This is a genomic window from Sphingomonas sp. SORGH_AS_0950 (genome assembly GCF_030818415.1).
Lineage (GTDB): Bacteria > Pseudomonadota > Alphaproteobacteria > Sphingomonadales > Sphingomonadaceae > Sphingomonas.
In genome coordinates this window covers 1,012,501-1,033,787 of the sequence record NZ_JAUTAE010000001.1, presented here as the reverse complement: position 1 = coordinate 1,033,787, position 21,287 = coordinate 1,012,501, and the positions used below count along the sequence as shown (strand labels likewise).

Here is a 21,287-nt window from a genome sequence, read left to right as displayed (position 1 = left end):
GGGACATGTGAGGGAGAAGGTGAATGGATCTGGGCATCAAGGGCCGCATCGCGCTGATCAGCGGCGCGGATTCGGGCATGGGCAAGGAAACCGCGCGGCTGCTGCTCGAAGCCGGGGTCCGCGTCGCGCTGACCGACAAGCCGGGCGGCACGATGGACCAGGCGGTGGACGAACTGACACCGCTGGGCGAGATCGTGGCGGTGACCGGCGACGTCACCAGGCCCGATCAGGTCGCCGCGATCTGGCGTGAGGTGCGCGAGCGGCTGGGCGAGCCCGACATCTATGTCAACGCGGCGGGGGTGACCGGCGCGACCGGCGATTTCCTGGAGATCGACGACAAGGGCTGGCTGGAGACGCTCGACATCGACCTGATGGGTGCGGTGCGCATGTGCCGCGAGGCGATCCCGGCGATGCGTCGCAAGGGATGGGGGCGGATCGTCCTCTTCGCCTCCGAGGATGCGGTCCAGCCCTATGTCGACGAACTGCCCTATTGCGCGGCGAAGGCGGGGATCCTCAGCCTGGCGAAGGGGCTGTCCAAGGCTTATGGCGCGGACAATGTGCTGGTGAACACCGTCTCCCCGGCCTTTATCGCGACGCCGATGACCGATGCGATGATGAAGAAGCGCGCCGAGGAAAAGGGCGTCAGCTTCGACGAGGCGATCGCGACCTTCCTCGACGAAGAGCGCCCCGGCATGGTGCTGAAGCGGCGCGGCCGCCCCGAAGAGGTCGCCGCCGCCGTCGCATTCTTGGTGTCGGAGCGGGCGAGCTTCATCAACGGCGCGGGCATACGCGTTGATTCCGGGTCGGTTTTTACGATTGCAGGCTGATTTCCCGCAGGCCGCCGGCATGGCTTTCGCCGATGGGCGGGGCTAGGCTGGCGGCCGGACGAGATGGGAGGATGGCCGATGATCGGGCGGGGATGGCTGGTGCTGGCCGGTGTGGCGGCGCTGGCGACGGGCGGGGCGGCACAGCAGACACAAGCCCCCGTCCGGACCGACACGCTGGGCGCGACCAATTACGGATTTGCCGGGCCGATGACCGCCCCCCGCACCACGCCCAGCTTTGGGGACGAGTTCAGCCGCCGCATCGACAACGCGCGCTGGCGGTGGGACGTCAGCCAGAACCGCAAGGGCTGGCCGAACAACGAGCTGCAATATTATGCCGGGCCGGACCGCGCCAATGCGCGGGTCGAACACGGCGCGCTGGTGATCGAGGCAAAGGCCGAGGCCCTGCGCGGCGAGGCCGACTGGGGCGGCCAGAAGTATAGTTCGGCCAAGCTGGTGACGCAAAAACCGCTTGGCTATGGTTTCTATGAGGTGCGCGCCAAGCTGCCATGCGGGCGCGGCATGTGGCCCGCCATCTGGCTGCTGCCGATGGACGGCTCGCGCTGGCCCGACGGGGGCGAGATCGACATCATGGAAATGGTCGGCTGGAACCCGGACGTGATCCATGCGACTGTCCACTCGGCGGCCTATAACCACCGGCTGGGCACGCAGCGCGGGGCCGAGACGCCGGTGCCGGGGGCATGCACCGCCTTTCACCGTTATCAGCTCGACTGGACGCCGCAGGCGATCACCATCGGCGTCGATGGCCGCGCCTATATGCGGGTGAAGAACGACCGGCCGGGCGGCGCGGCGGCCTGGCCCTTCACCCGCCCCTATTCGCTGATCCTGAACCTGGCGGTCGGGGGCGACTGGGGCGGCAAGAAGGGCGTGGACGACGCCGCGCTGCCCCAGCGCATGGAGGTCGATTATGTCCGCTACTGGCGGCGTTGAAGGCAAATTTTAGCGGCACCGGCCCGCTCCCCCACCCGGCCTCCCATCAAGGATACTCTGTGGGAGGCCGGGTGGGGGAGCGGGCCGGTGCCGCCCGAAACGCGCTGGCAGCGCGTTTCCGAACAGACGCTTAGAGCAGCGTCCCCGACAGGATCGCCAACGCGATCGTGAAATAGATTACCAGCCCGGTCACATCGACCAGTGTCGCGACGAACGGGGCCGAGGCGCTGGCGGGGTCGAAGCCCAGCCGCTGGAGCAGGAAGGGCAGCATCGATCCCGCCAGCGAGCCGAAGGTAACGATGCCGACCAGCCCGGTGCCGACCGTCGTCGCCACCAGCACCCAGTGCGGGCCATAATCGTAGAAGCCCAGCGTCTGCCATAGCGCGATCCGCGCGATGCCCAGCATGCCCAGGATCGCCCCCAGCGTCAGTCCGGCGGGCAGTTCGCGCAGCGCGACCCGCCACCAGTCGCGCAGCCGCACCTGGCCCAGTGCCAGCGCCCGGATGATCAGCGAGGTCGCCTGGCTGCCGCTATTGCCGCCCGAGCTCATGATGAGCGGGATGAACAGGGTCAGGACGACCGCGCGTTCCAGCTCGGATTCGAAATGCTGCATCGCGCTGGCGGTCAGCATCTCCGAGAAGAACAGGATGCTCAGCCACCCGGCGCGCTTGCGGATCATCGCGAGGAAGCCGGTTTCCAGATAGGGATTGTCGAGCGCCTCGACGCCGCCGAACTTCTGCGTATCCTCGGTATGCGCGGCGACCAGCGCGTCGAGCACGTCGTCGACCGTGACGATGCCGATCGGGCGACCCTGTTCGTCGATGACGGGCAGGGCGAGCAGATCGTGGCGGCGGATCATGTGCGCCACCTCTTCGCGGTCGGTGGTCGGCGCGACGGTGATCGGATCATGGCCGCGCGCGAGCTCGATCGCGGGCGAGTCGGGGTCGGCGGCGATCAGCTGGCGCAGCGAGACGGTCGCGACCAGCCGTCCCTGCGGTTCGAGCAGGAAGACCGAATAGACGGTCTCGCGGCTGCGCTCGACGGTGCGGATATGCGCCAGCACCTCGCCCACCGTGGCGTCGGCGGAGGCGGCGACATATTCGGTCGTCATCATGCCGCCCGCGCTGTCGGGCGGCCAGCGGAGCAGCGTGTCGATCGACGCGCGGATGGGGGCGGGGAGCGCGGCGTGGATCGCGGCGGCATCGTCCTCGTCCATTTCGGAGAGCACGTCGGCGGCGCGGTCCTCGGCCATTTGCGACACCAGCGCGGCGGCGCGCGCGGTGGTCAGCAGCGGCAGGATTTCGGACGCGCAGCGGAGTTCGGGGCTGTCGAGGACCGCCACGGCGCGCGCATCTGGCATTTGCGACAGGGCGTCGGCGGCCTCCGCGACCGGCAGCGACTGCAACGTATCGACGAGATCGGCGATGGACAGGCCGCGCCGCGAGGAACGGAAACCGGCGGCGACGCCGGCAATCAGATCGTTGACCATTTCAAACCTTTCGTCCGCACGACCCGGGCGGACGAAAGCCAGTCACGAAAACTAGCGAACGGGCCCGAGGCGTGCGGCGCTACTGGAACTGTCGCTGGACATGTTCTCGCTTTCTGGAACGACGCGGGGGACCCCGCATCTGCCCGGCCCTGTGATCCTCCGCAGGGCAATCGTCAACACCGCCGGGCAACCTGACAAAATTTTAATCCGGGCGGCAAGGATCGGGGGCCGTGGCTCCGTCTGGAGGGGCAAAAGGGACATAAAGGGGACCTCATCCGTGCATCGCCTGCTCTTCGCCTCGACCGCCACGCTCGCGCTGGCGGCGGGAGCGGCCGCCTCGGCCCAGACCGTGATCGACACCAAGCGCACGACGCCGGTCCGCACCGCCACCGTCAACAACGGCGCGGCTGCCGATGTCAGCATCACGACGGCGGGCAGCGTGGTCCCGACCGGCGGCACCGCCGTCCGCATCGACAGCAACAACAAGGTCGCCAATGCCGGGACGATCCAGATCACCGACGCCAACGATTCGACCGGCATCGGCGCGGCGGCGGGCGTCAACGGCCAGATCACCAACACCGGCAAGATCATCATCGACGAACGCTATACGGCGGTCGATGTCGACAAGGACGGCGACCTGGACGGCCCCTTCGCGCAGGGCGCCCGCCGCTATGGCATTCGCACCGATGGCGCGTTCACCGGCACCATCACCAATAGCGGCGAGATCACGATCAAGGGCACCGATTCCGCAGGGATCGCGCTGGGCGGTCCGCTGACTGGCAGTCTCGTCCAGTCGGGCAAGATCAACGTGCTGGGCGATCGGTCGGTGGGCGTGCAGACCGGGGCGGTCTCGGGCAATGTGACGCTGGGCGGCAGCATCGTCGCGGTCGGCGAGAATGCGGTCGGCGCGCGGATCGACGGCGATGTCGGCGGGGCGCTGACCGTCGAGGGCGGGATCGGGTCGACCGGCTATCGCTACACCACCCCGCCCGCCGATGTGTCGAAGCTGGACCGCGACGACCTGCTCCAGGGCGGATCGGCGCTGGTCGTCGCCGGCAATGTCGCGGGCGGCATCACGCTGGGCAATGTGACGGGCAAGGCGGCCGACCTGATCACCAACGGCGCGGCACCGACGATGCAGATCGGCGCGGCGAACCGGACGGTCGTCATCGGCGCGACCGGCGGCACCACCCCGGCGGCGGGGCTGGTCGTCAACGGACGGGTGTCGGCGGCGGGCGTCTATAGCGGCGTGCGCGCGACCGCGCTGTCGATCGGCGGGCTGGGCGGCGCGGTGCAGATCGCGCAGGGCGTCTCTGTCGGCGGCACCGTGCAGGCGACGGCGAACGGCGCGGAGGCGACCGCCATCCGCTTCGGCACGGGCGCTTCGACCCCGCAGCTTCAGGTCGGCGGCAGCGTGACCGCGACCGGCGGGGGCGCGGCGAGCGCGATGACGACCGCGATCCTGATCGATAGCGGCGCATCGGTCCCGACGCTCCGCAACACCGGCGCGATCAAGGCCAGCGCGACCGGCGCCTCGGCCACCGCGATCCTCGATCGTTCGGGCGGGCTGACCCTGATCGAAAATGGCGGCTCGATCGCCGCGGCGGGGGGCGATTCCTCGCGCAGCATCGCGATCGACCTGTCGGCGAACACAAGCGGCGCCGTCGTCCGGCAGCTCGCCCCCGCGACCGGCGCCACCGCGCCGAGCATCAGCGGGGCGATCCGCTTCGGCAGCGGCAATGACAGGCTGGAGATTGCGGGCGGCTCGGTCAGCGGCGATGTGAGCTTCGGCGCGGGCAACAACCGGCTGGAGATGAGCGGCGGCACCTATGCGGGCACCGCGACCTTCGGCACCGGTGCCGACACGCTGGTCGTCGGCGGCAGCGCGCGGTTCGACGGCGTCGCCGATTTCGCGGGCCAGGGCCAGGATCTGCTGTCGATCACCGGCAAGGGCGTCTTTGCCGGGCGGCTGGCCAATGCGGGCCATGTCGCGGTGACGGTCGCCAGCGGCGGCGGCACCTTCGCGGCCAACGGCGTATCCAGCATCGGCTCGCTGACGCTGGGCGATCAGTCGATCCTGAGCGTGGCGCTGGACAAGGCCAATCCGACCGGCAACCTGATCCAGGTCGGCGGCGCGACGGTGATCGGCGCCAACAGCCAGCTGGCGCTTCGTGTGTCGGGCGGCACGGACGTGACGGGGCGCTATGTCGTGTTGCGGTCGGGCACGCTGACCGGCGCGAACAACCTGACCCTGGCCGCGAGCGCGATGCCGTTCCTCTACAAGGGGGCGATCGTCGCCACGCAACCCAATGAGATCGCGGTCGACGTCACGCGCAAGGCCAAGACCGAGCTGGGTCTGAACCGCGCGGGCGTCAGCGCCTTCGACGCGATCGACACCGCGATCGCAAAGGACGCCAAGCTGTCCGACGCGATCCGGGGCATTTACGACGGCGCGGCGTTCCGGGGCGCGATCGAGCAGATGCTGCCCAATTACAGCGGCGGCGTGTTCGAAAGCGTGACGCTGGCCTCGCGCACCGCCGCCGCGCAGCTGCGCGAACCGGCGGGCGAGTTCAGCGAAGAAGGCAAATGGGGCTATTGGCTGACCCCGATCGGCTGGGACGCGTCCAAGGGCACGCGCTCGACCCGCAGCTATGACGTGCGCGGCTGGGGGATCAGCGGCGGCATCGAGCACAAGACCGATGCGGGCAATTTCGGCGCCTCGCTGTCCTATATGAGCGGTCGCGACAATGAAGGCTCGGCGGTCAACCGCGTCGACCACAGCCAATATGAGCTGGCCGGTTTCTGGCGCGCGCGCTGGGGTGCCCTGGCGAGCCAGGCCCGCGCTTCGGCGGCGTTCCTGTCCTTCGGGTCGCAGCGTCAGTTCAACGGCGTGGTGGGATCGGAAGCGGTCCAGCGCCGCGCGACCGCCGACTGGAAGGGCATGCTCTATTCGGGGTCGGGATCGGTGTCGTGGGAACATTGGGCGGGCCAGTTCAGCGTCCGGCCCATCCTGGCCCTCGACTATTACCGCCTGAACGAGGACGGCTATCGCGAGAGCGGCGGCGGGACGGGGTATGACCTGACCGTGCGCAAGCGGAGCAGCGACGAACTGGCGGTCACCGCCAGCGTCGCGGCGGGCATCAACTTCGGTGGCGACAACCGCTATGACCAGTGGAGCCGGTTGGAGATCGAGGGCGGACGGCGCGAGCGCGTCGCCGGGGCGCTAGGCCGCACGATCGCCAGCTTCGGCGACGGCACGCCCTTCATCCTCGATCCCGAGGCGCGTCGCGGCGGCTGGGTCGGCCGGGTGCGCGCGATCACCGGGACCAGCGAGATCCGGTTGAGCGGCGAGGTCAATGCCGAACAGAGATTGGGCAACGTGGCACTGGCGGCGCGGGCGGCCCTCCAATTCGCCTTCTAGGCGAGTTCGCCCGCGTGCATCCCCCCTGTAGCGCAGGCGGGCGTTCGGAGCCCCACCCCGTCCTCGGGTGGGGCTCCTTTCCACATCGGGGCTCTTCGGCTAAACCACGACATTCCCTTTCCCTTTCTTCGGTCACCAGCATGCCGCCCACCGGGATCGAGGCCGTCTTCCTCGCCAATCGCGACAGGCTCGTGCGCTTCCTGGGCGCGCGCGGGGCGGGCGACGCGGCCGAGGATCTGGTCCAGGACCTGTGGTTGAAGGTGTCGGGGCGGATGGACGGGCCGATCGCCAATCCGCTGGCCTATCTCTACCGCGCGGCGGACATGCTGATGATCGATCGCTACCGGGCCAGCCGACAGGCCGAGCGGCGCGAGCGGGACTGGGCCGAAGGGCAGCAGGCGGGGGATGCCGAGGCTCCCGCCGCCGAACGCGCCGTGGTCGCGCGCCAGACCGCCGAGCGGATCGCCGCGACGCTGGCGGCGCTTGGCGAGCGGCCCGCGCTGGTGTTCCGGCGCGCGCGGGTGGAGGGGGTGCCGCAAAAGCAGATCGCCGCCGAACTCGGCATCAGTATCAGCACCGTCGAAAGCGATCTTCGCATGGCGGCGCACGCGCTCGCCGCGCTCAAGGAACAGATTGGATGAGCCAGCCCCCGCAATCCCCGCCCGATGCGACGATCGACACGGTCGCGATCGATTGGGCGCTGCGCATGGCCGATCCGGCATCGGCCGACTGGGACGCCTTCACCGATTGGCTGGAGGCCGATCCGGATCACGCCGGACGCTATGACCGCGCCGCGGCGATGCTGCTGGATGCGGCGGACGCGCTGGCGGCGCATCCCGATGTCATGGCGGTGCCGGTCGTCGTCGACGACGAACCCGTCATGCCCGCCCGGCGGCGGCGACCGCTGGGCTGGATCGGCGGCGCGGTCGCGGCGGCGCTGGTCGGGATGGTCGGCGTCCCGCTCTGGCTCGACCGGCCGCAGCCCTATGCCGTCGAGACCGCCGCCGGGGAAATGCGGCATATCGCCTTGCCCGACGGCAGCCGGATCATGCTGGCCGGGGGATCGCGTGTCACGCTGGACCGGGCGGATCGACGCCGCGCCGTGGTCGACCGGGGCGAGGCCCTGTTCGAGGTGCGGCACGACGCCGCGCATCCCTTTGCGGTCGAGGCGCGGGGCATCGGGCTGACCGATCTCGGCACCGTCTTCGACGTCAGGCTGGGCGCGCGCGCCATGCGGGTGGCGGTGGCGGAGGGCGCCGTCATGGTCGATCCGAAGGGTGCCGCGCTTCGGCTGATCCCCGGACAGGCGGTGGTGGCGGAGGGGGATCGGCTGATCCGCCAGCCGGTCGCGATCGAACAGGTCGGCGGCTGGCGGCAGGGGCGGCTGGCCTATGACGGGGTGCCGTTGGCCGAGGTCGCCGAAGACCTTTCGCGCTTCCTCCGCCAGCCGGTCGCCGTCATGCCCGCCATCGCGGACCGGGGATTTCGCGGCACCATCGAACTGGACGCGGTGCGGGAGCAGCCCGACCTGCTGGGCCGGTTGCTCGACGTGCGGGTCCGTCGCAAGGCGGCCGGGTGGATGCTGGAACCGCGCGGGTGAGATTATCGGGGGCGGGGTTCGCGGTCCTGACGGCGGCCATCGCGGCTTGCGCGACGGCGGCCGAGCGCCTGCCCCTCGACCTGCCCGGCGGGACCGTCGCGACCCAGGTGATGGCGCTGGGGCAAAGGGCGCATGCCAATATCGTGGTGCCCGATGCGCGCCTCTGGTCCCGCGCGCTGCCCGCCTTGCGGGGCCGCATGTCGGTGGAGCGGGCGCTGGCGCTGATCGCCGAGCGCAGCGATGCGCGGGTCGAGGCGCTCGGCCCCGGTAGCTGGCGGCTGCTTCCCAGGGCGCGGCCCCGGATCGCGATCCCGCATCGCCACCGGTACGCGCCGCCGCCGCCGCCGGAAGTGCCGGACGGTGATGTCGTCGTCACCGCCAGCAAGCGCGACACGACCCGCGATCATTTCGCGGGGCAGGTGGTGCAGGTCGCGGGCGCCGATCTGGAGCTGGGCGGCGCGGGCGGCACGGGCAAGCTGGCGGACCGGATGACCGTGATCGCCTCGACCTATCTGGGTCCGGGACGCAACAAGCTGTTCATCCGGGGCATCGCCGACTCCAGCTTCACCGGCCCGACCCAGGCGACGGTGGGGCAGTATTTCGGCGATCTGCGGCTCAGCTACAACGCACCCGACCCCGATCTGCGGCTCGCCGATCTGGCGGCGGTCGAGGTGCTGGAGGGGCCGCAGGGGACCTTGTACGGCGCGGGGTCGCTGGGCGGGTTGATCCGGCTGGTTCCCAATGCGCCCGATGCGACGCGGGCCGGGGGATCGGTGATGCTGGGCGGATCGGCCACCGCGCGGGGCGCGCCGGGGGTGGATGCGCAGGCGGTGCTCAACATGCCGGTCGTCGCCGACCGGCTGGCGATCCGGATCGTCGCCGATACCGCGAGCGAGGGCGGCTATATCGACAAGCCGCTGCTCGGCCGGACCGATGTCAACCGCACCCGGATCGAAGGCGGACGCGCCGCCGCGCGGCTCGACCTGGGCGGGGGCTGGAGCGTGGAAGCGATCGGGATCGGCCAGCGGATACGCGGCGCCGACAGCCAATATGCCGATCGCGACGGCCCGCCGCTGACCCGCGCCGCGCCGGTGGCGGAGGGCTTTTCGGCCGATTTCGGCCAGGCCCAGCTGGTCCTGTCGGGCCGCCTGGGACGCGTCCGCTTCCGTTCGAGCAGCGGCATCACCGCGCACGACCTGATGGAACGCTATGACGCGACCCCGCCGGGCGGCCCGGTCCAGCTGTTCGCCCAGGCCAATGCCACCCGGATGCAGGCCAACGAGACCCGGCTGTGGCAGTCGTCGCCCGATGGGTCGGGCTGGCTGGCTGGGTTCAGCTATGTCCATAACCGCACCCGGCTGACCCGCCTGTTCGGCGAGCCCGGCGCGCTGGTCGCGCGGACCGGCGTGGTCAACGGCGTCGAGGAGGCGACGCTCTATGGCGAGGCGAGCGTCCGGCTGCTCCCCGGCCTGCTGACCACGGGCGGGCTGCGCGTCACCCATTCGGTGCTCGACGGGGCGGGCGAGGACTTGCCTTCGGCCCTGTCGGTCCAGGCACTGGCGCGGTTGCAGGATGTGACGGCGCGGCGCGCGCAGACGATCCTGCTGCCCGCCGCCTCCGCGCTGATCGACCTGACCCCGCGGGCGCAGCTCTTCCTGCGCTATCAGCAGGGGTTTCGTCCCGGCGGGCTGACCATCGAGGGGCCGGTGGTCCGCAGGTTCCGCAACGACCGGGTGGCGACGATCGAGGCGGGGTTGCGGACCGGGCGGCCGGGGCGCGACCGGTTCGACGGGGCGATCACGCTGGCCCACACGTCGTGGCGCGACATCCAGGCCGACTTCATCGATTCCGGCGGCCTGCCCAGCACCGCCAATATCGGCGACGGAAAGCTCTGGACGATCGAGGCGCTGGTCGGCGCGCGGCTGGCCGAAGGGCTGCGGGTCGAGGGGGCGCTGTCCTATAATGACAGCCGGATCGACGAGCCGTCGAGCACACGCGTCTTCGCGCTGGCCGAGGATCTTGCCGGCGATCCGGCGGCGGCGCGCGCGGCGGTGCTGGCGCGGTTGAGCCAGATTCCCAATATCGCGCGGGTCACCACGCGCGCGGGCTTGGTCTATCGCCGCATGCTGGCGGGCGGGCGCGACCTGCGCGTCGATGGCTGGCTGCGCTATGTCGGGGCGTCCCGGCTGGGCGTGGGGCCGATCCTGGGCGAGCGCCAGGGCGATTATCTCGACAGCGGGCTGACCGCGCGGCTGGGGCGGGGCGCGATCGGGATCACCGCCAGCGTCACCAACCTGGCCGATGTGCGCGGCAATCGCTTCGCGCTCGGCACGCCCTTCGCCACCGGGCGCGACCAGGTGACGCCGCTGCGCCCCCGCACGCTGCGCATCGGGCTGGACGCCGCCTTCTGATCAGCGGCGCGGGGCCGCGAACAGCGACAGCGGCACCGCCTGGGCCATGGCGCGATAGCCCGCCATGCTGGGATGCAGATGATCGCCTGAGTCGTAAGCAGGCAGCAGCCGGTCGGGCCTGGCCGGATCGCGCACCGCCCGGTCGAAATCGATCACCCCGTCGAACAGCCCCGACGTGCGGATGAAGCGGTTGATCGCCTGCCGGTCCGCCTCGGTCTCGGGGCCGGGATGATAATAGTCGTTGCCTTGGAACGGCGTGATCGTCCCGACGATCAGGCGGATGCCATGCGCATGGGCGCGTTCGGCCAGTTGGCGATAGGCGCCGGTGATCCGGCGCACCATCGCCTGATGGGTCGCGGCGTCGACCGGATGCTCGCGGGTCAGCACGCCCAGGTCATTGACCCCTTCCAGCAGGATGGCATGGCTGACGCCCGGCCGCGCGATCACGTCGCGGTCGAACCGCGCCATCAGATTGGGGCCGATCCCGTCGAGCAGCATCCGGTTGCCGCCGATCCCGGCATTGACCACCGAGAAGCGGCGCGTGGCGGGCGAGGCCGCCAGCCGCTGCGCGAGATCGTCGGGCCAGCGGGTGTTGCTGTCGTCCTTGATGCCATAGCCGTCGGTGATCGAGTCGCCGATGGTGACGATGGTCGCGGTTTGCGTGGCGTCGCGTATCTCGACATCGGACAGCGCCCACCAGCCGCCGATCTTCTGCGCATCGGGCAAAGCGGGCCGCGCGGTGGCGTTCCCGGCGATCAGGAAGGTGGTCGAGCGTGCGCCGGTATGGCCGGTCGGGGTCGTCACCGGATCGGGGAAATAGAGGCTGACCGCGACATCGCCGCCCGCCGCGACCGGCAGTGCGATCACGTCGGAATAGAGTTCGGCCCCCGGCGGCACCACGACCTCGCCCGCGCCGTCGAAGGTCACCGCCAGCGGCGTGGCGACGTCCGACCGGCCGGGCGTGGCCAGGCCGATGCTCGCCGCGCCGATATGGAGCGGGGTGGTGCCTGCGACATTGGACAGGCGAAGGCGAAGCACCCTGCCGCTGGCGGTCAGGCGGACGATCTGGCGGATCGTGACGGGACCGGCCTTGGCCACCCTGTCGGCATTGGCCCCCTCGACCCGCACCTGGGACGAGCCCCAGGCGGGAGTCCAGCGGGTGTCGCGCGCCTGGACGCCGGTCGCGATCATCACGGCCGTCGCGGCCACCATCGTCCAGTGCTTCATGCCCGATCCTCTCTTTGTCGCATCCACGCTTGCGGCCTGCGGTTTGTGAGCGATAACAGTAAGCGAGACAAACGAAAATAGTCCCGGTCGTCCTGCACGACGGGGAGACCGGAGAGACGATGAACCCCCTGTTATTGTCCGCCGCGCTCGTCGCGCTGATCCCCGGCGCCGCTGCTGCGGCCGCCACCCGTCCGACCTGTGCGGCACCGGTCGTCGCCTGCGAGCGGAGCGTGGCGGGCGCCCTGTCGCTGCTGGCACCGGGGCGGGTGGCGACGGTGGTCGTCGATCCGGGGGACGAACCCGGCGTCCGCCGCGCCGCCACCGATCTGGTCGCCGACCTGAAGGCGGTGGGCGGCGGGGACGTCCGGCTGGCGGGGGATGCGGCGGGCGGGGCGACCGTCATTGCCGGGACGCTGGGGCATAGCGCGGTCGTGGACGCGCTGGTCAAGGCGGGCAAGATCGATGTCTCCGGTCTCGCCGGGCAATGGGAGGGCTATGTCGAGCAGGTGGTCGACAACCCCATGCCGGGTGTCGCGCGGGCGCTGGTGATCGTGGGGGCGGATCGGCGCGGCACCATCTATGGCCTGTACGACATCAGTGCGAAGGCCGGGGTCAGCCCCTGGACCTGGTGGGCCGACGTTCCGGCGCAGCGCCATCCGACGCTCTATTTGACGGCGGGACGCGTCGCCGATCATCCGGTTGTCAAATATCGCGGCATCTTCATCAACGACGAGGAACCCGCATTCGGCGGCTGGGCGCGCAAGAGCTTCGGGGGGATCAACCACCGGGCCTATGAGCGGGTGTTCAACCTGCTGCTCCGCTCCAAGGCGAATTTCCTGTGGCCAGCCATGTGGGGCAAGTCGCTGTGGCAGGACGATCCCGCGACCGCGCCGCTGGCGCAGGAGATGGGGGTGCTGCTGGGCACCTCGCACCATGAACCGATGCAGCGCGCGCAGATCGAGTGGAAGCGGCAGGGCGGCGGCGCGTGGGACTATACGAAGAATGCCGACGAACTCCGCAAATTCTGGCGCTTCGGGATAGAGCGGCGCGGCCGGGCCGAGGACCCGGTGACGATCGGCATGCGCGGCGACGGCGACGAACCGATGACCGAGGGGACCGCGACCGAGCTGCTCGAACGGATCGTCACCGACCAGCGCAGGATCATCGCCGATGTGACCGGACGCCCGGCCGCGCAGACGCCGCAGGTCTGGGCGCTCTACAAGGAGGTGCAGGATTATTACGACAAGGGGATGCGCGTTCCCGACGACGTGACCTTGCTGTTCGCCGACGACAATTGGGGTAATATCCGCCGCCTGCCTCCGATTGGCGAGACGCGTGTTGGCGGATCGGGCGTCTATTATCACTTCGATTATGTCGGCGGCCCGCGCAACTATAAGTGGCTGGACACCAACGCGATCCCGCGTGTGTGGCAGCAGATGACGATGGCGCACCAATATGGCGCGGACCGGCTGTGGATCGTCAATGTCGGCGACCTGAAGCCGATGGAATATCCGACCAGCTTCTTCCTGGACATGGCGTGGAATCCCGACCGCATGGACCTGTCGGAGATGCAGGCCTATCCGGTGCGCTGGGCGACGCAGCAGTTCGGGGCCGCGCAGGGGCCGCAGATCGGCGAACTGATCCGCCGCTATGGCCAGCTCGCCAGCCGTCGCAAGCCCGAGCTGATCGACGCCACCAGCTATGACTATCGGGACGGCGAATGGGCGCGGGTGCTGGCCGAGTGGAACGCGCTCGACACGGCCGCCCGCAAGCTCGAGACGCGGATCCCCGCCGATCGGCGCGACGCCTATTACGAACTGGTGCTGCACCGGATCGAGGCGATGACGAACCTGCATCGGCTGTATCAGGCGGTCGCCGCCAACCACGCCGCGGCCAGTGCGGGCGATGCGGCGACGGCGGAGAAGATGGCGGCCGCCGCGCGGAGCTTCTTCGCGCGCGACGCCGCGATCCGCCGCCGTTACGAGGTGGAGACGGCGGGCGGCAAATGGCCCGCGATGATGGCGCAGACTCATATCGGCTATACCGGCTGGCAACAGCCCGACAGCGACGCGATGCCCGCGCTCGCCACCGTCGCCGCGCCGCTCCCCCTGCCACCCGCGCCGCCCCGTGCCGTACAGCGGATCGCAGCCGACCAGGGCCGGGCGGTCGATGGCGGCGGCATCCGGTGGCAGCGTGTCGCGAACTTCACCGCCGAAGGAGCCGCGATGATCGCCACGCCGACCACCGCGCCGACCATCGAGCGGCCGGGCGGGGCGAGCCCGCACCTCGTCTATGACCTGGCCACCGAGCGCGCCGGGCCGCTCAAGCTCGCGATCGTCGCGGCGCCGGGGCTGGACGTGCGCGGCGGCGGGCGGCACCGGATCGCGATGTCGGTCGATGACGGCACGCCCGTCATCCTGAACCTGATGGCCGGAGAGACGCCCGCCACCTGGGACCGTTCGGTGATCGAGAACCGGCGGGTCGCGAAGACGACCCTGCCGGGCGTCGCGGCGGGGCGGCATCGCGTGACCCTGTGGCTGGTCGATCCCGAGGTGGTGTTCGAGGGGATCGAAGTCCTGCCCTGACGGCTGAGAGGTTGTCTGAAAACGTGCCTAGGCACGTTTTACGGCACCGGCCCGCTCCCCCACCCGACCTCCCACAGAGTATCCTTGATGGGAGGTCGGGTGGGGGAGCGGGCCGGTGCCGCCCGAACGCCCTCTCAGCCCCCGCGCAGCATCCGCATCGCATGGGCGCGCAGCATCCCGGTATTTTCCGGGGCCGCGCCCAGCACGCCGCGTCGTTCCTCGGGCAGGTGCGCCAGCGGATGGCCGTCGCGGCGGAACGCGTAATGATCGAACCACGCACGCCACGCTGCGCGCTCCGCTTCGGGCCGTGCGGCGATGGCGGTCATGGCGAGGAGCAGCGCGGCGAAGGGCTGGTCGGGGCTGACCGGAAACGCGTCCCACCAGTAATTGACCAGGATGTTGAGCGTCCCCGTCGCCTCGACCCGGTGCCACCACAGCTTGGGCATGTAGAGCGCATCGCCCGCCTCCAGCTCGACCATGATCGCGCGGTGCCGGGCCTGCTCGAACCGGGGATAGCGCGGATCGCCGCTCTGTGCCTCGACGGCCAGCGCGATCGGCTGGCCAGCCATGGTATGGTCGATCGGCCCGACATAGAGGTCGCCGATCGCATCGGGCGGATAGAGGGTGAACCGCCGCCGCCCCGCCACGACGCAGGCGATATTGTCCATCATGTCGTAATGACAGGGCACGGTCGACGCATCGCCGATCCAGATCAGCGGCGACACGCCCGGCGGCGCGAAGGGCAGGGCATTGGCCTGCGCCAGTCCGGGCAGGACCGCCTCGGTCGGCACCGATCCGATATAGAGGCTCTCCTCCGTCTCGACCCCGCTCGTCAGCCGTTCGATCGCGGCGCGCAGCGTCATCGTCTCGCGGCGGAAATTGAAGCCGGTCAGGTCGTCGCTATAGCTGTAGCGCCCGGCGATGGCGCGCGGGCCGATAAAGGCCTCCACCTGCCGTCCGGCATCGAAGCCCGCCAGATATCCGGCCAGCGTCGCCGCGCTGGCCGCCTGCCGCAACGGCCAGCCATCGGCCGCGCCCCGAATGATCGCGGGGCGACAGGGTTCGGCGACCAGGCGTCGAAACGCGTCATATCCGTCGAGCGCGGCGCGATCAATCTCGACCGCCGCGTCGGTCATGCCGCCAGCCCGCTCAGCCGGTCGTTGCGCCGCCGCGCGAGGAACGGGATATGTCGGACTGATGCGGTCTGCGCATAGATGAGTTGCAGGTCGCCCGACCGGAACAGCGCCAATGCGGCCTCGTCGGGCAGGTGTGCGTGCAGCGCATCGAGGCTGATCGTATAGAGCGCGTCGAGCCGCAGGCTCTCGCCATTGTCGAAGCGGAAGCTGAGGTCGATCGGCTCGATCAGCTTGTGCGCCAGCAGGCGGCCGACAAAGGCCTCGGTCTCGGGCAGCCCCCGGTGCAGCCGTCGCAGGGCGGCCTGGATCCGCTGCAATGCCGGGGCGGCGTCGCCGTCCTTTTCGAAGATCGGGTCCCCTTCGCCCTGGCCGAGCGCGGCATGGCCGGGATCGATCGCGATATTCTCGCCGGAGACGTAGAAACCCTGTCTTTCCAAGTCGGCGGCGCGGTATCCGGCCAGCGTTCCGTTCGCGCCCAGGCAGAGATTTTCCTCCGGCACCAGCCCCATCAACGCGCCGGGATACAGGTCGCCGGTTTCCGGATGACGGGCGAACAGGATCGGATAATGGAGCGCGGCGGGCAGGAACTCATCGGCCACCAACTGCACGAAATGGCGGTTTCGGTCGGGTGCGGCGGAGACGCGGAGCGCGGCATGCCGTGCGCTGTCGAGCAATTCCATATCGGCCATGACGGGCAAATCCTTTCGCGTCGCATCCTCTCGCCCCGCGTCGTCCGGCTGGCCGACAGCGGCGTCGAAGCCCGGTTTGTGTTCGGTTCCCAAGGTCTTCGTCAAGGGTGGGCATAACGCGACCCCGTCGCTCTGACAAATGGCTTGTTATAGCGCTATCATAAGAGTAGCATAAGCGTATCGAAAGGGCGGTATGGCGGCATAACGCTGGCGGCCCCGGTGATAAAAGATTGAAGGAGAGGGGAAAATGGTGTCTCGCACTGTTTCTGTTGCCGCACTGGTTTCACGCCGTGCACTGATGGGCGGCGTCTCGCCGTTGATGGCGTTAGCGCTTCTCACGCCCGGCACCGCCTATGCGCAGACCGCCGCGCCGGGTACCGTCCGTCCCGATACGCCCGTTCAGGCCAACGCCACCAGCGCGCAGCAGGCCGGCACGCCGCAGGATCAGGCGACCGCGCCCAGCGAACAGGACAATGCTCCGTCGCCCTCCGGCGAGGCGAGCTCCGCCGAGATCATCGTCACCGGCCTGCGCAGCTCGCTCCAGCGCAACCTCGACATCAAGCGCACCGCGACCGGCGTGGTCGACGCCATCTCCGCCGAGGATATCGGCAAATTCCCCGACTCCAACGTCGCGGCGTCGCTCCAGCGACTTCCCGGCGTCTCGATCCAGCGCAACGGTTCGCGCGGCGAGCCGACCGGCATCACGGTTCGCGGCTTTGGCGGCGACTTCAACACCACCCTCTATGACGGCCGTCGCATCTCGACCGCCGCAGGCGGCCGCCAGATCGACTTCAGCACCGTCGGCTCGGACTTTATCGGCGGGATCAGCGTTCTGAAGACGCCCGACGTGTCGCTGGCCTCCAGCTCGATCGGCGCGACCGTCGATATCCAGTTCCCCAAGCCGTTCGACCATCCCGGCTTCCGCGCGGCGGTCAGCGCCTCGGGCTCGCTCCAGGACCGTTCGGGTCATGTTACCCCGACGCTGGGCGCGCTGGTCAGCGACACCTTTGCCGACGACACGATCGGCATCCTGTCCAGCTTCATCTACACCCGCCGCGACACCGATACCAACCGGGTTTTCGTGTCGGGCTGGCCGGGCGGCAATTTCGCGCCCTGCCAGCTGTCGGGCAGCACCGCGACCAGCTGCGCGCCGACCACCAACGGCACGGCGGCGGCGTCCGACCAGCGCACGCTGACCGGCTGGTTCCCGCAGCAATATGGCGCCGAGCAGCAGCGGACCAAGGACGAGCGCGTCGACGGTCGCGTCGCGCTGCAATGGCATCCGTCCGAAGACGTGATGCTGACCCTCGACAACAATTATTCGCGCCAGACGATCACGACCGACGTGTTCGGCTTCGGCGTGTGGTTCAACCAGGGCGACCTGCGCAACGTGAAGCAGGACGCCAATGGTACGGCGATCAGCTTCACCCAGACCGGCACCCCGACCGACTTCACCTCCGCGATCAACAAGCAGGTGCTTCAGACCAACCAGACCGGCCTGAACGTCAAATGGGACGTCAGCCCGAAGCTGACCGTCGAGGCGGACGGTGCCTATGCCAAGAGCTGGCTGAACCCCGGCGGCGTCGTGGGCAGCAGCAACGGCGATATCGGTTACGGCGGCAATCTGGGCACCAATCTGGGCTTCAACATCACGGGTGACAGCAACAAGGCGTTCCCGACGATCAGCAATTTCGGCCCCGCCGGCGACGGCGCGCGCTGGGCGGACCCGTCGCTGATCGGCTCGCACGTCACCGTGCTCCAGACCCAGAAGAACACCGACGAGCTGAAGCAATTCCGCGCCGTCGCCACCTGGAAGGAAGACAATCTGACGCTGAAGGCCGGCGGTCAGTATGTCGACGACAAATTCTACCAGCAGAATGCCAGCACCTTCACCAACAATTACTGGCAGGCCTATGCGGGTTACGGTTCGCCCTCGGGCCGCACCTCGGGCATCGCGCCGCTGCCGTCGAACCTGTATCAGGGCTCGATCAGCCTCAACAACTTCATCCCCGGTTTTCAGGGCGGCCTGCCGCCGTCGGTCCTGATCTACAGCCCGCAGGCCTATCAGAATTATCTGACCAGCCTGGGCAACCCGCAGGCGCAGACGGTGCCCGGCTTCAACTATGGCGGCGGGGTCAACGGCTTTACCGGCGCATTCGATCAGGCGATCGATCCCAACTCGGTCCGCACCATCCAGGAAAAGACCTGGTCGCTGTTCTTCAGCGCGCAGATCGAGGCGCAGGTCGCCAGCATGCCGCTGCACATCGCGGTGGGCCTGCGTAACGAGAATACGCATCTCAGCTCGGCCGGGCAGGGTCGTCAGCCGACCACCATCACGCGCAGCGCCGCCGACCCGACCTTGTTGTCGATCGACTTCACCCAGACCCAGCCGGTCGTCGGTCGCAACAATTATTCCTACATGCTGCCGACCCTCGACCTGCGTCTGGAGGTGACCGACAAGCTGCAGCTGCGCTTCGACGCGTCGCGTACGCTGACCCGTCCGGGCCTGACGCTGCTCAGCCCGGTGCTCAGCATCGGCAACGGCCAGCGTGTCGGCGCGCTGTCGGGCAGCGGCGGCAATCCGCAGCTGAAACCCTATCTGGCGGACAATTACGATCTGGCCGCCGAGTGGTATTATCAGCGCAACTCGTACCTGTCGGTCGACTTCTTCCTGAAGAATGTCAGCAACTTCATCGTCAACGGCGTGACCCGCCAGACGGTGAACGGCGTGGTCGACCCGACCACCGGCCAGCCTGCCGTCTTCTCGATCTCGCAGTCGATCAACGGCCCGGATGCCACCGTGCGCGGCGTCGAAATCGCCTGGCAGCAGGTGTTCGGCGACAGCGGCTTCGGCTTCCAGGCCAATGCCACGCTGGTCGACACCAACAAGCCGTACAACGCCAAGGACGTCTCGCAGAGCGGCTTTGCGGTGACGGGGCTTGCGAACTCGGCCAACTTCGTCGGCTTCTATGACAAGAATGGCTTCCAGTTCCGCACCGCGCTCAACTGGCGCGACGAGTATCTGCTGGCGTTCAGCCAGAACCAGAATACCGGCTCCTATGGTGCCGAGCCGACCTTCGTGAACCAGAGCTTCCAGGTCGATCTGACCAGCAGCTATGACGTGTCGAAGAACTTCTCGATCTTCGGCGAGATCCTGAACCTGAACAACAACAAGCAGAGCACGCATGGCCGGTTCAAGAACCAGCTGCTCGACGTGTTCGACTATGGCCGCCGCTTCACGGTCGGCGCGCGCTATCGTTTCTGACGATGGCCAGGGGCGGGGATGCCGGGCTTCGGCTTGACATCCCCGCGTCCAATCGGACCTTCTGACACCATGGTTCAACCCGTCCAGAATATCGTGATCGTCGGCGGCGGCACCGCCGGCTGGCTGACCGCGGGCGTGATCGCCGCCCGGCATCAGGGGCGGCGGCCGCATGGCTTTACCGTCACGCTGGTCGAATCCCCCAATGTCCCGATCATCGGGGTGGGCGAGGGGACCTGGCCGACGCTGCGCACCACGCTGAAGCGAATGGGCGTGTCCGAAACCGAATTCTTCCGCCAGTGCGATGCCTCGTTCAAGCAGGGCGCGCGCTTCAACCGCTGGACCACCGGCGCGGCGGATGACGGCTATTACCACCCGCTGATGCTGCCGCAGGGCTTTGCGCAGGTGAACCTGGCCTCGCACTGGCTGGCGGGCGAAAGCGAGGGGAGCTTCTGCGACGCGGTCACGCCGCAGGGGCGCATCTGCGACGCGGGGCTGGCACCCAAGACCATCGCGACGCCCGAATATGACGCGCTGGCCAATTATGCCTATCATCTCGACGCGGGCAAATTTGCCGATTTCCTGCGCCGCCATTGCTGCGAGACGCTGGGCGTCCGGCATGTCCTTGCCGATGTCGAGGAGGTGCTGTTGGCCGAAAATGGCGACATCCGCGCGGTCCGCACGGCGCAGGCGGGCGAAGTGGCGGGCGACCTGTTCGTGGACTGCACCGGCTTCCGCTCGCTGTTGCTGGGCGAGGCGATGGGGGTGGCGTTCCAGCCGCTGAACGACGTGTTGTTCTGCGACACGGCGCTGGCCATCCAGGTGCCCTATGACGATCCCGAGGCGCCGATCGCCTCGCACACCATCTCGACCGCGCAGTCGGCGGGGTGGATATGGGATATCGGCCTGCCGACCCGGCGCGGGGTGGGCCATGTCTTTTCGAGCAGCCATATCGACCGCGATGCCGCCGAACGCGAACTGCGCGCCTATCTGGGCGAGGCGGGGCGCGACCTGCCCGTCCGCGAGTTGAAGATCCGCGCGGGCCACCGGACGCGCTTCTGGGAGCGCAACTGCGTCGCCGTCGGGCTGGCGGCGGGGTTCCTCGAACCGCTGGAGGCTTCGGCGATCGTCCTGATCGAGCTGTCCGCCAAGCTGATCGCCGAGCAGATGCCTGCCTGTCGCGAGGTAATGGACACGGTCGCCAGGCGGTTCAACGACACGACCCTGTATCGCTGGGGCCGGATCGTCGATTTCCTGAAGCTGCATTATGCGCTGACCCAGCGGACCGACAGCGATTTCTGGCGCGACAATCGCCGGGCCGAGACGATGCCCGACCGGTTGCAGGAGTTGATGGCGCTATGGCGATACCAGACGCCGTGGATGCATGACGAGTTCGACCGGGTGGAGGAGGTCTTCCCCTCGGCCAGCTATCAATATGTCCTGTACGGCATGGGCCAGCGGACCGAGATCGCGCCGGGCAGCCTCCACGCCGAAACCGTGATCGCCGAGCGGGCGCGGCGGGAGAATGACGTGCAGACCGGGCGATTGCTGGCGGGTTTGCCGCGCCATCGCGACCTGATCCGCAAGATCGTGGAGCGGGGATTGCCGACGATCTGACGGGGGAGGGGGCGTGGCCTACGACTGCGCTCAGGCTGAACGGCGCGATGTATCCAGATCGCCCATTCCCACAGC

The 21,287-nt window shown here is 69.0% G+C and carries 13 protein-coding genes; 9 read left to right on the top strand and 4 right to left on the bottom strand.

The window, feature by feature from the left end; genetic code table 11:
• Positions 1 to 23: 23 nt before the first annotated feature.
• Positions 24 to 827: an SDR family NAD(P)-dependent oxidoreductase gene (locus QE385_RS04265; RefSeq protein ID WP_307099413.1), complete on the top strand. Its 804-nt coding sequence runs from the start codon at positions 24 to 26 to the stop codon at positions 825 to 827.
• A gap of 78 nt (positions 828 to 905) precedes the next feature.
• Entirely contained in the window at positions 906 to 1,775 is an 870-nt protein-coding gene (locus QE385_RS04260) for a glycoside hydrolase family 16 protein (RefSeq protein ID WP_307099411.1), read from the top strand.
• A gap of 130 nt (positions 1,776 to 1,905) precedes the next feature.
• Here the strand turns inward: QE385_RS04260 and mgtE are convergent, their stop codons facing one another.
• Entirely contained in the window at positions 1,906 to 3,264 is a 1,359-nt protein-coding gene (gene mgtE, locus QE385_RS04255; protein WP_307099409.1) for a magnesium transporter, read from the bottom strand.
• Between the two features lie 277 nt (positions 3,265 to 3,541).
• Between mgtE and QE385_RS04250 the strand changes: the two genes are divergently transcribed.
• From QE385_RS04250 to QE385_RS04235, 4 genes are all read left to right on the top strand, one after another.
• Positions 3,542 to 6,685 carry an autotransporter domain-containing protein gene (locus QE385_RS04250; RefSeq protein WP_307099407.1) on the top strand — a complete coding sequence of 1,048 codons (3,144 nt, stop codon included), beginning with the start codon at positions 3,542 to 3,544 and terminating at the stop codon, positions 6,683 to 6,685.
• A 140-nt stretch (positions 6,686 to 6,825) separates the two neighbouring features.
• On the top strand, positions 6,826 to 7,326 hold the full coding sequence (locus QE385_RS04245) for an RNA polymerase sigma factor (RefSeq protein ID WP_307099405.1): 501 nt from the start codon (positions 6,826 to 6,828) through the stop codon (positions 7,324 to 7,326).
• The gene (locus QE385_RS04240; protein ID WP_307099403.1) at positions 7,323 to 8,285 is read left to right on the top strand and encodes a FecR domain-containing protein; all 963 of its coding nucleotides are present in this window, start codon (positions 7,323 to 7,325) and stop codon (positions 8,283 to 8,285) included. The genes QE385_RS04245 and QE385_RS04240 overlap by 4 nt, the downstream gene beginning before the upstream one ends.
• A complete protein-coding gene (locus QE385_RS04235) occupies positions 8,282 to 10,696 on the top strand; it encodes a TonB-dependent receptor (RefSeq protein WP_307099401.1) in 2,415 nt (804 codons plus the stop codon). Before QE385_RS04240 ends, QE385_RS04235 begins: the two co-directional genes overlap by 4 nt.
• Here the strand turns inward: QE385_RS04235 and QE385_RS04230 are convergent, their stop codons facing one another.
• Positions 10,697 to 11,923, bottom strand: coding sequence for an SGNH/GDSL hydrolase family protein (locus tag QE385_RS04230; protein WP_307099399.1), 1,227 nt, complete (start codon positions 11,921 to 11,923; stop codon positions 10,697 to 10,699). It abuts the gene before it with no gap.
• 119 nt (positions 11,924 to 12,042) lie between these two features.
• On the opposite strand from QE385_RS04230, the gene QE385_RS04225 reads away from it, so the two are divergent.
• Positions 12,043 to 14,508 carry a glycosyl hydrolase 115 family protein gene (locus QE385_RS04225; protein WP_307099397.1) on the top strand — a complete coding sequence of 822 codons (2,466 nt, stop codon included), beginning with the start codon at positions 12,043 to 12,045 and terminating at the stop codon, positions 14,506 to 14,508.
• A 134-nt stretch (positions 14,509 to 14,642) separates the two neighbouring features.
• Here the strand turns inward: QE385_RS04225 and QE385_RS04220 are convergent, their stop codons facing one another.
• Both QE385_RS04220 and QE385_RS04215 read right to left on the bottom strand, forming a co-directional pair.
• Positions 14,643 to 15,644 carry a cupin-like domain-containing protein gene (locus QE385_RS04220; RefSeq protein WP_307099395.1) on the bottom strand — a complete coding sequence of 334 codons (1,002 nt, stop codon included), beginning with the start codon at positions 15,642 to 15,644 and terminating at the stop codon, positions 14,643 to 14,645.
• Complete coding sequence (locus QE385_RS04215; protein ID WP_307099393.1) at positions 15,641 to 16,333, bottom strand: SapC family protein; 693 nt, start codon at positions 16,331 to 16,333, stop codon at positions 15,641 to 15,643. The genes QE385_RS04220 and QE385_RS04215 overlap by 4 nt, the downstream gene beginning before the upstream one ends.
• A gap of 247 nt (positions 16,334 to 16,580) precedes the next feature.
• Here QE385_RS04215 and QE385_RS04210 point away from each other — a divergent pair, with 247 nt between their 5' ends.
• Positions 16,581 to 19,598 carry a TonB-dependent receptor gene (locus tag QE385_RS04210; protein ID WP_307099391.1) on the top strand — a complete coding sequence of 1,006 codons (3,018 nt, stop codon included), beginning with the start codon at positions 16,581 to 16,583 and terminating at the stop codon, positions 19,596 to 19,598.
• 69 nt (positions 19,599 to 19,667) lie between these two features.
• A complete protein-coding gene (locus tag QE385_RS04205; protein WP_307099390.1) occupies positions 19,668 to 21,212 on the top strand; it encodes a tryptophan halogenase family protein in 1,545 nt (514 codons plus the stop codon).
• Positions 21,213 to 21,287: the final 75 nt, after the last annotated feature.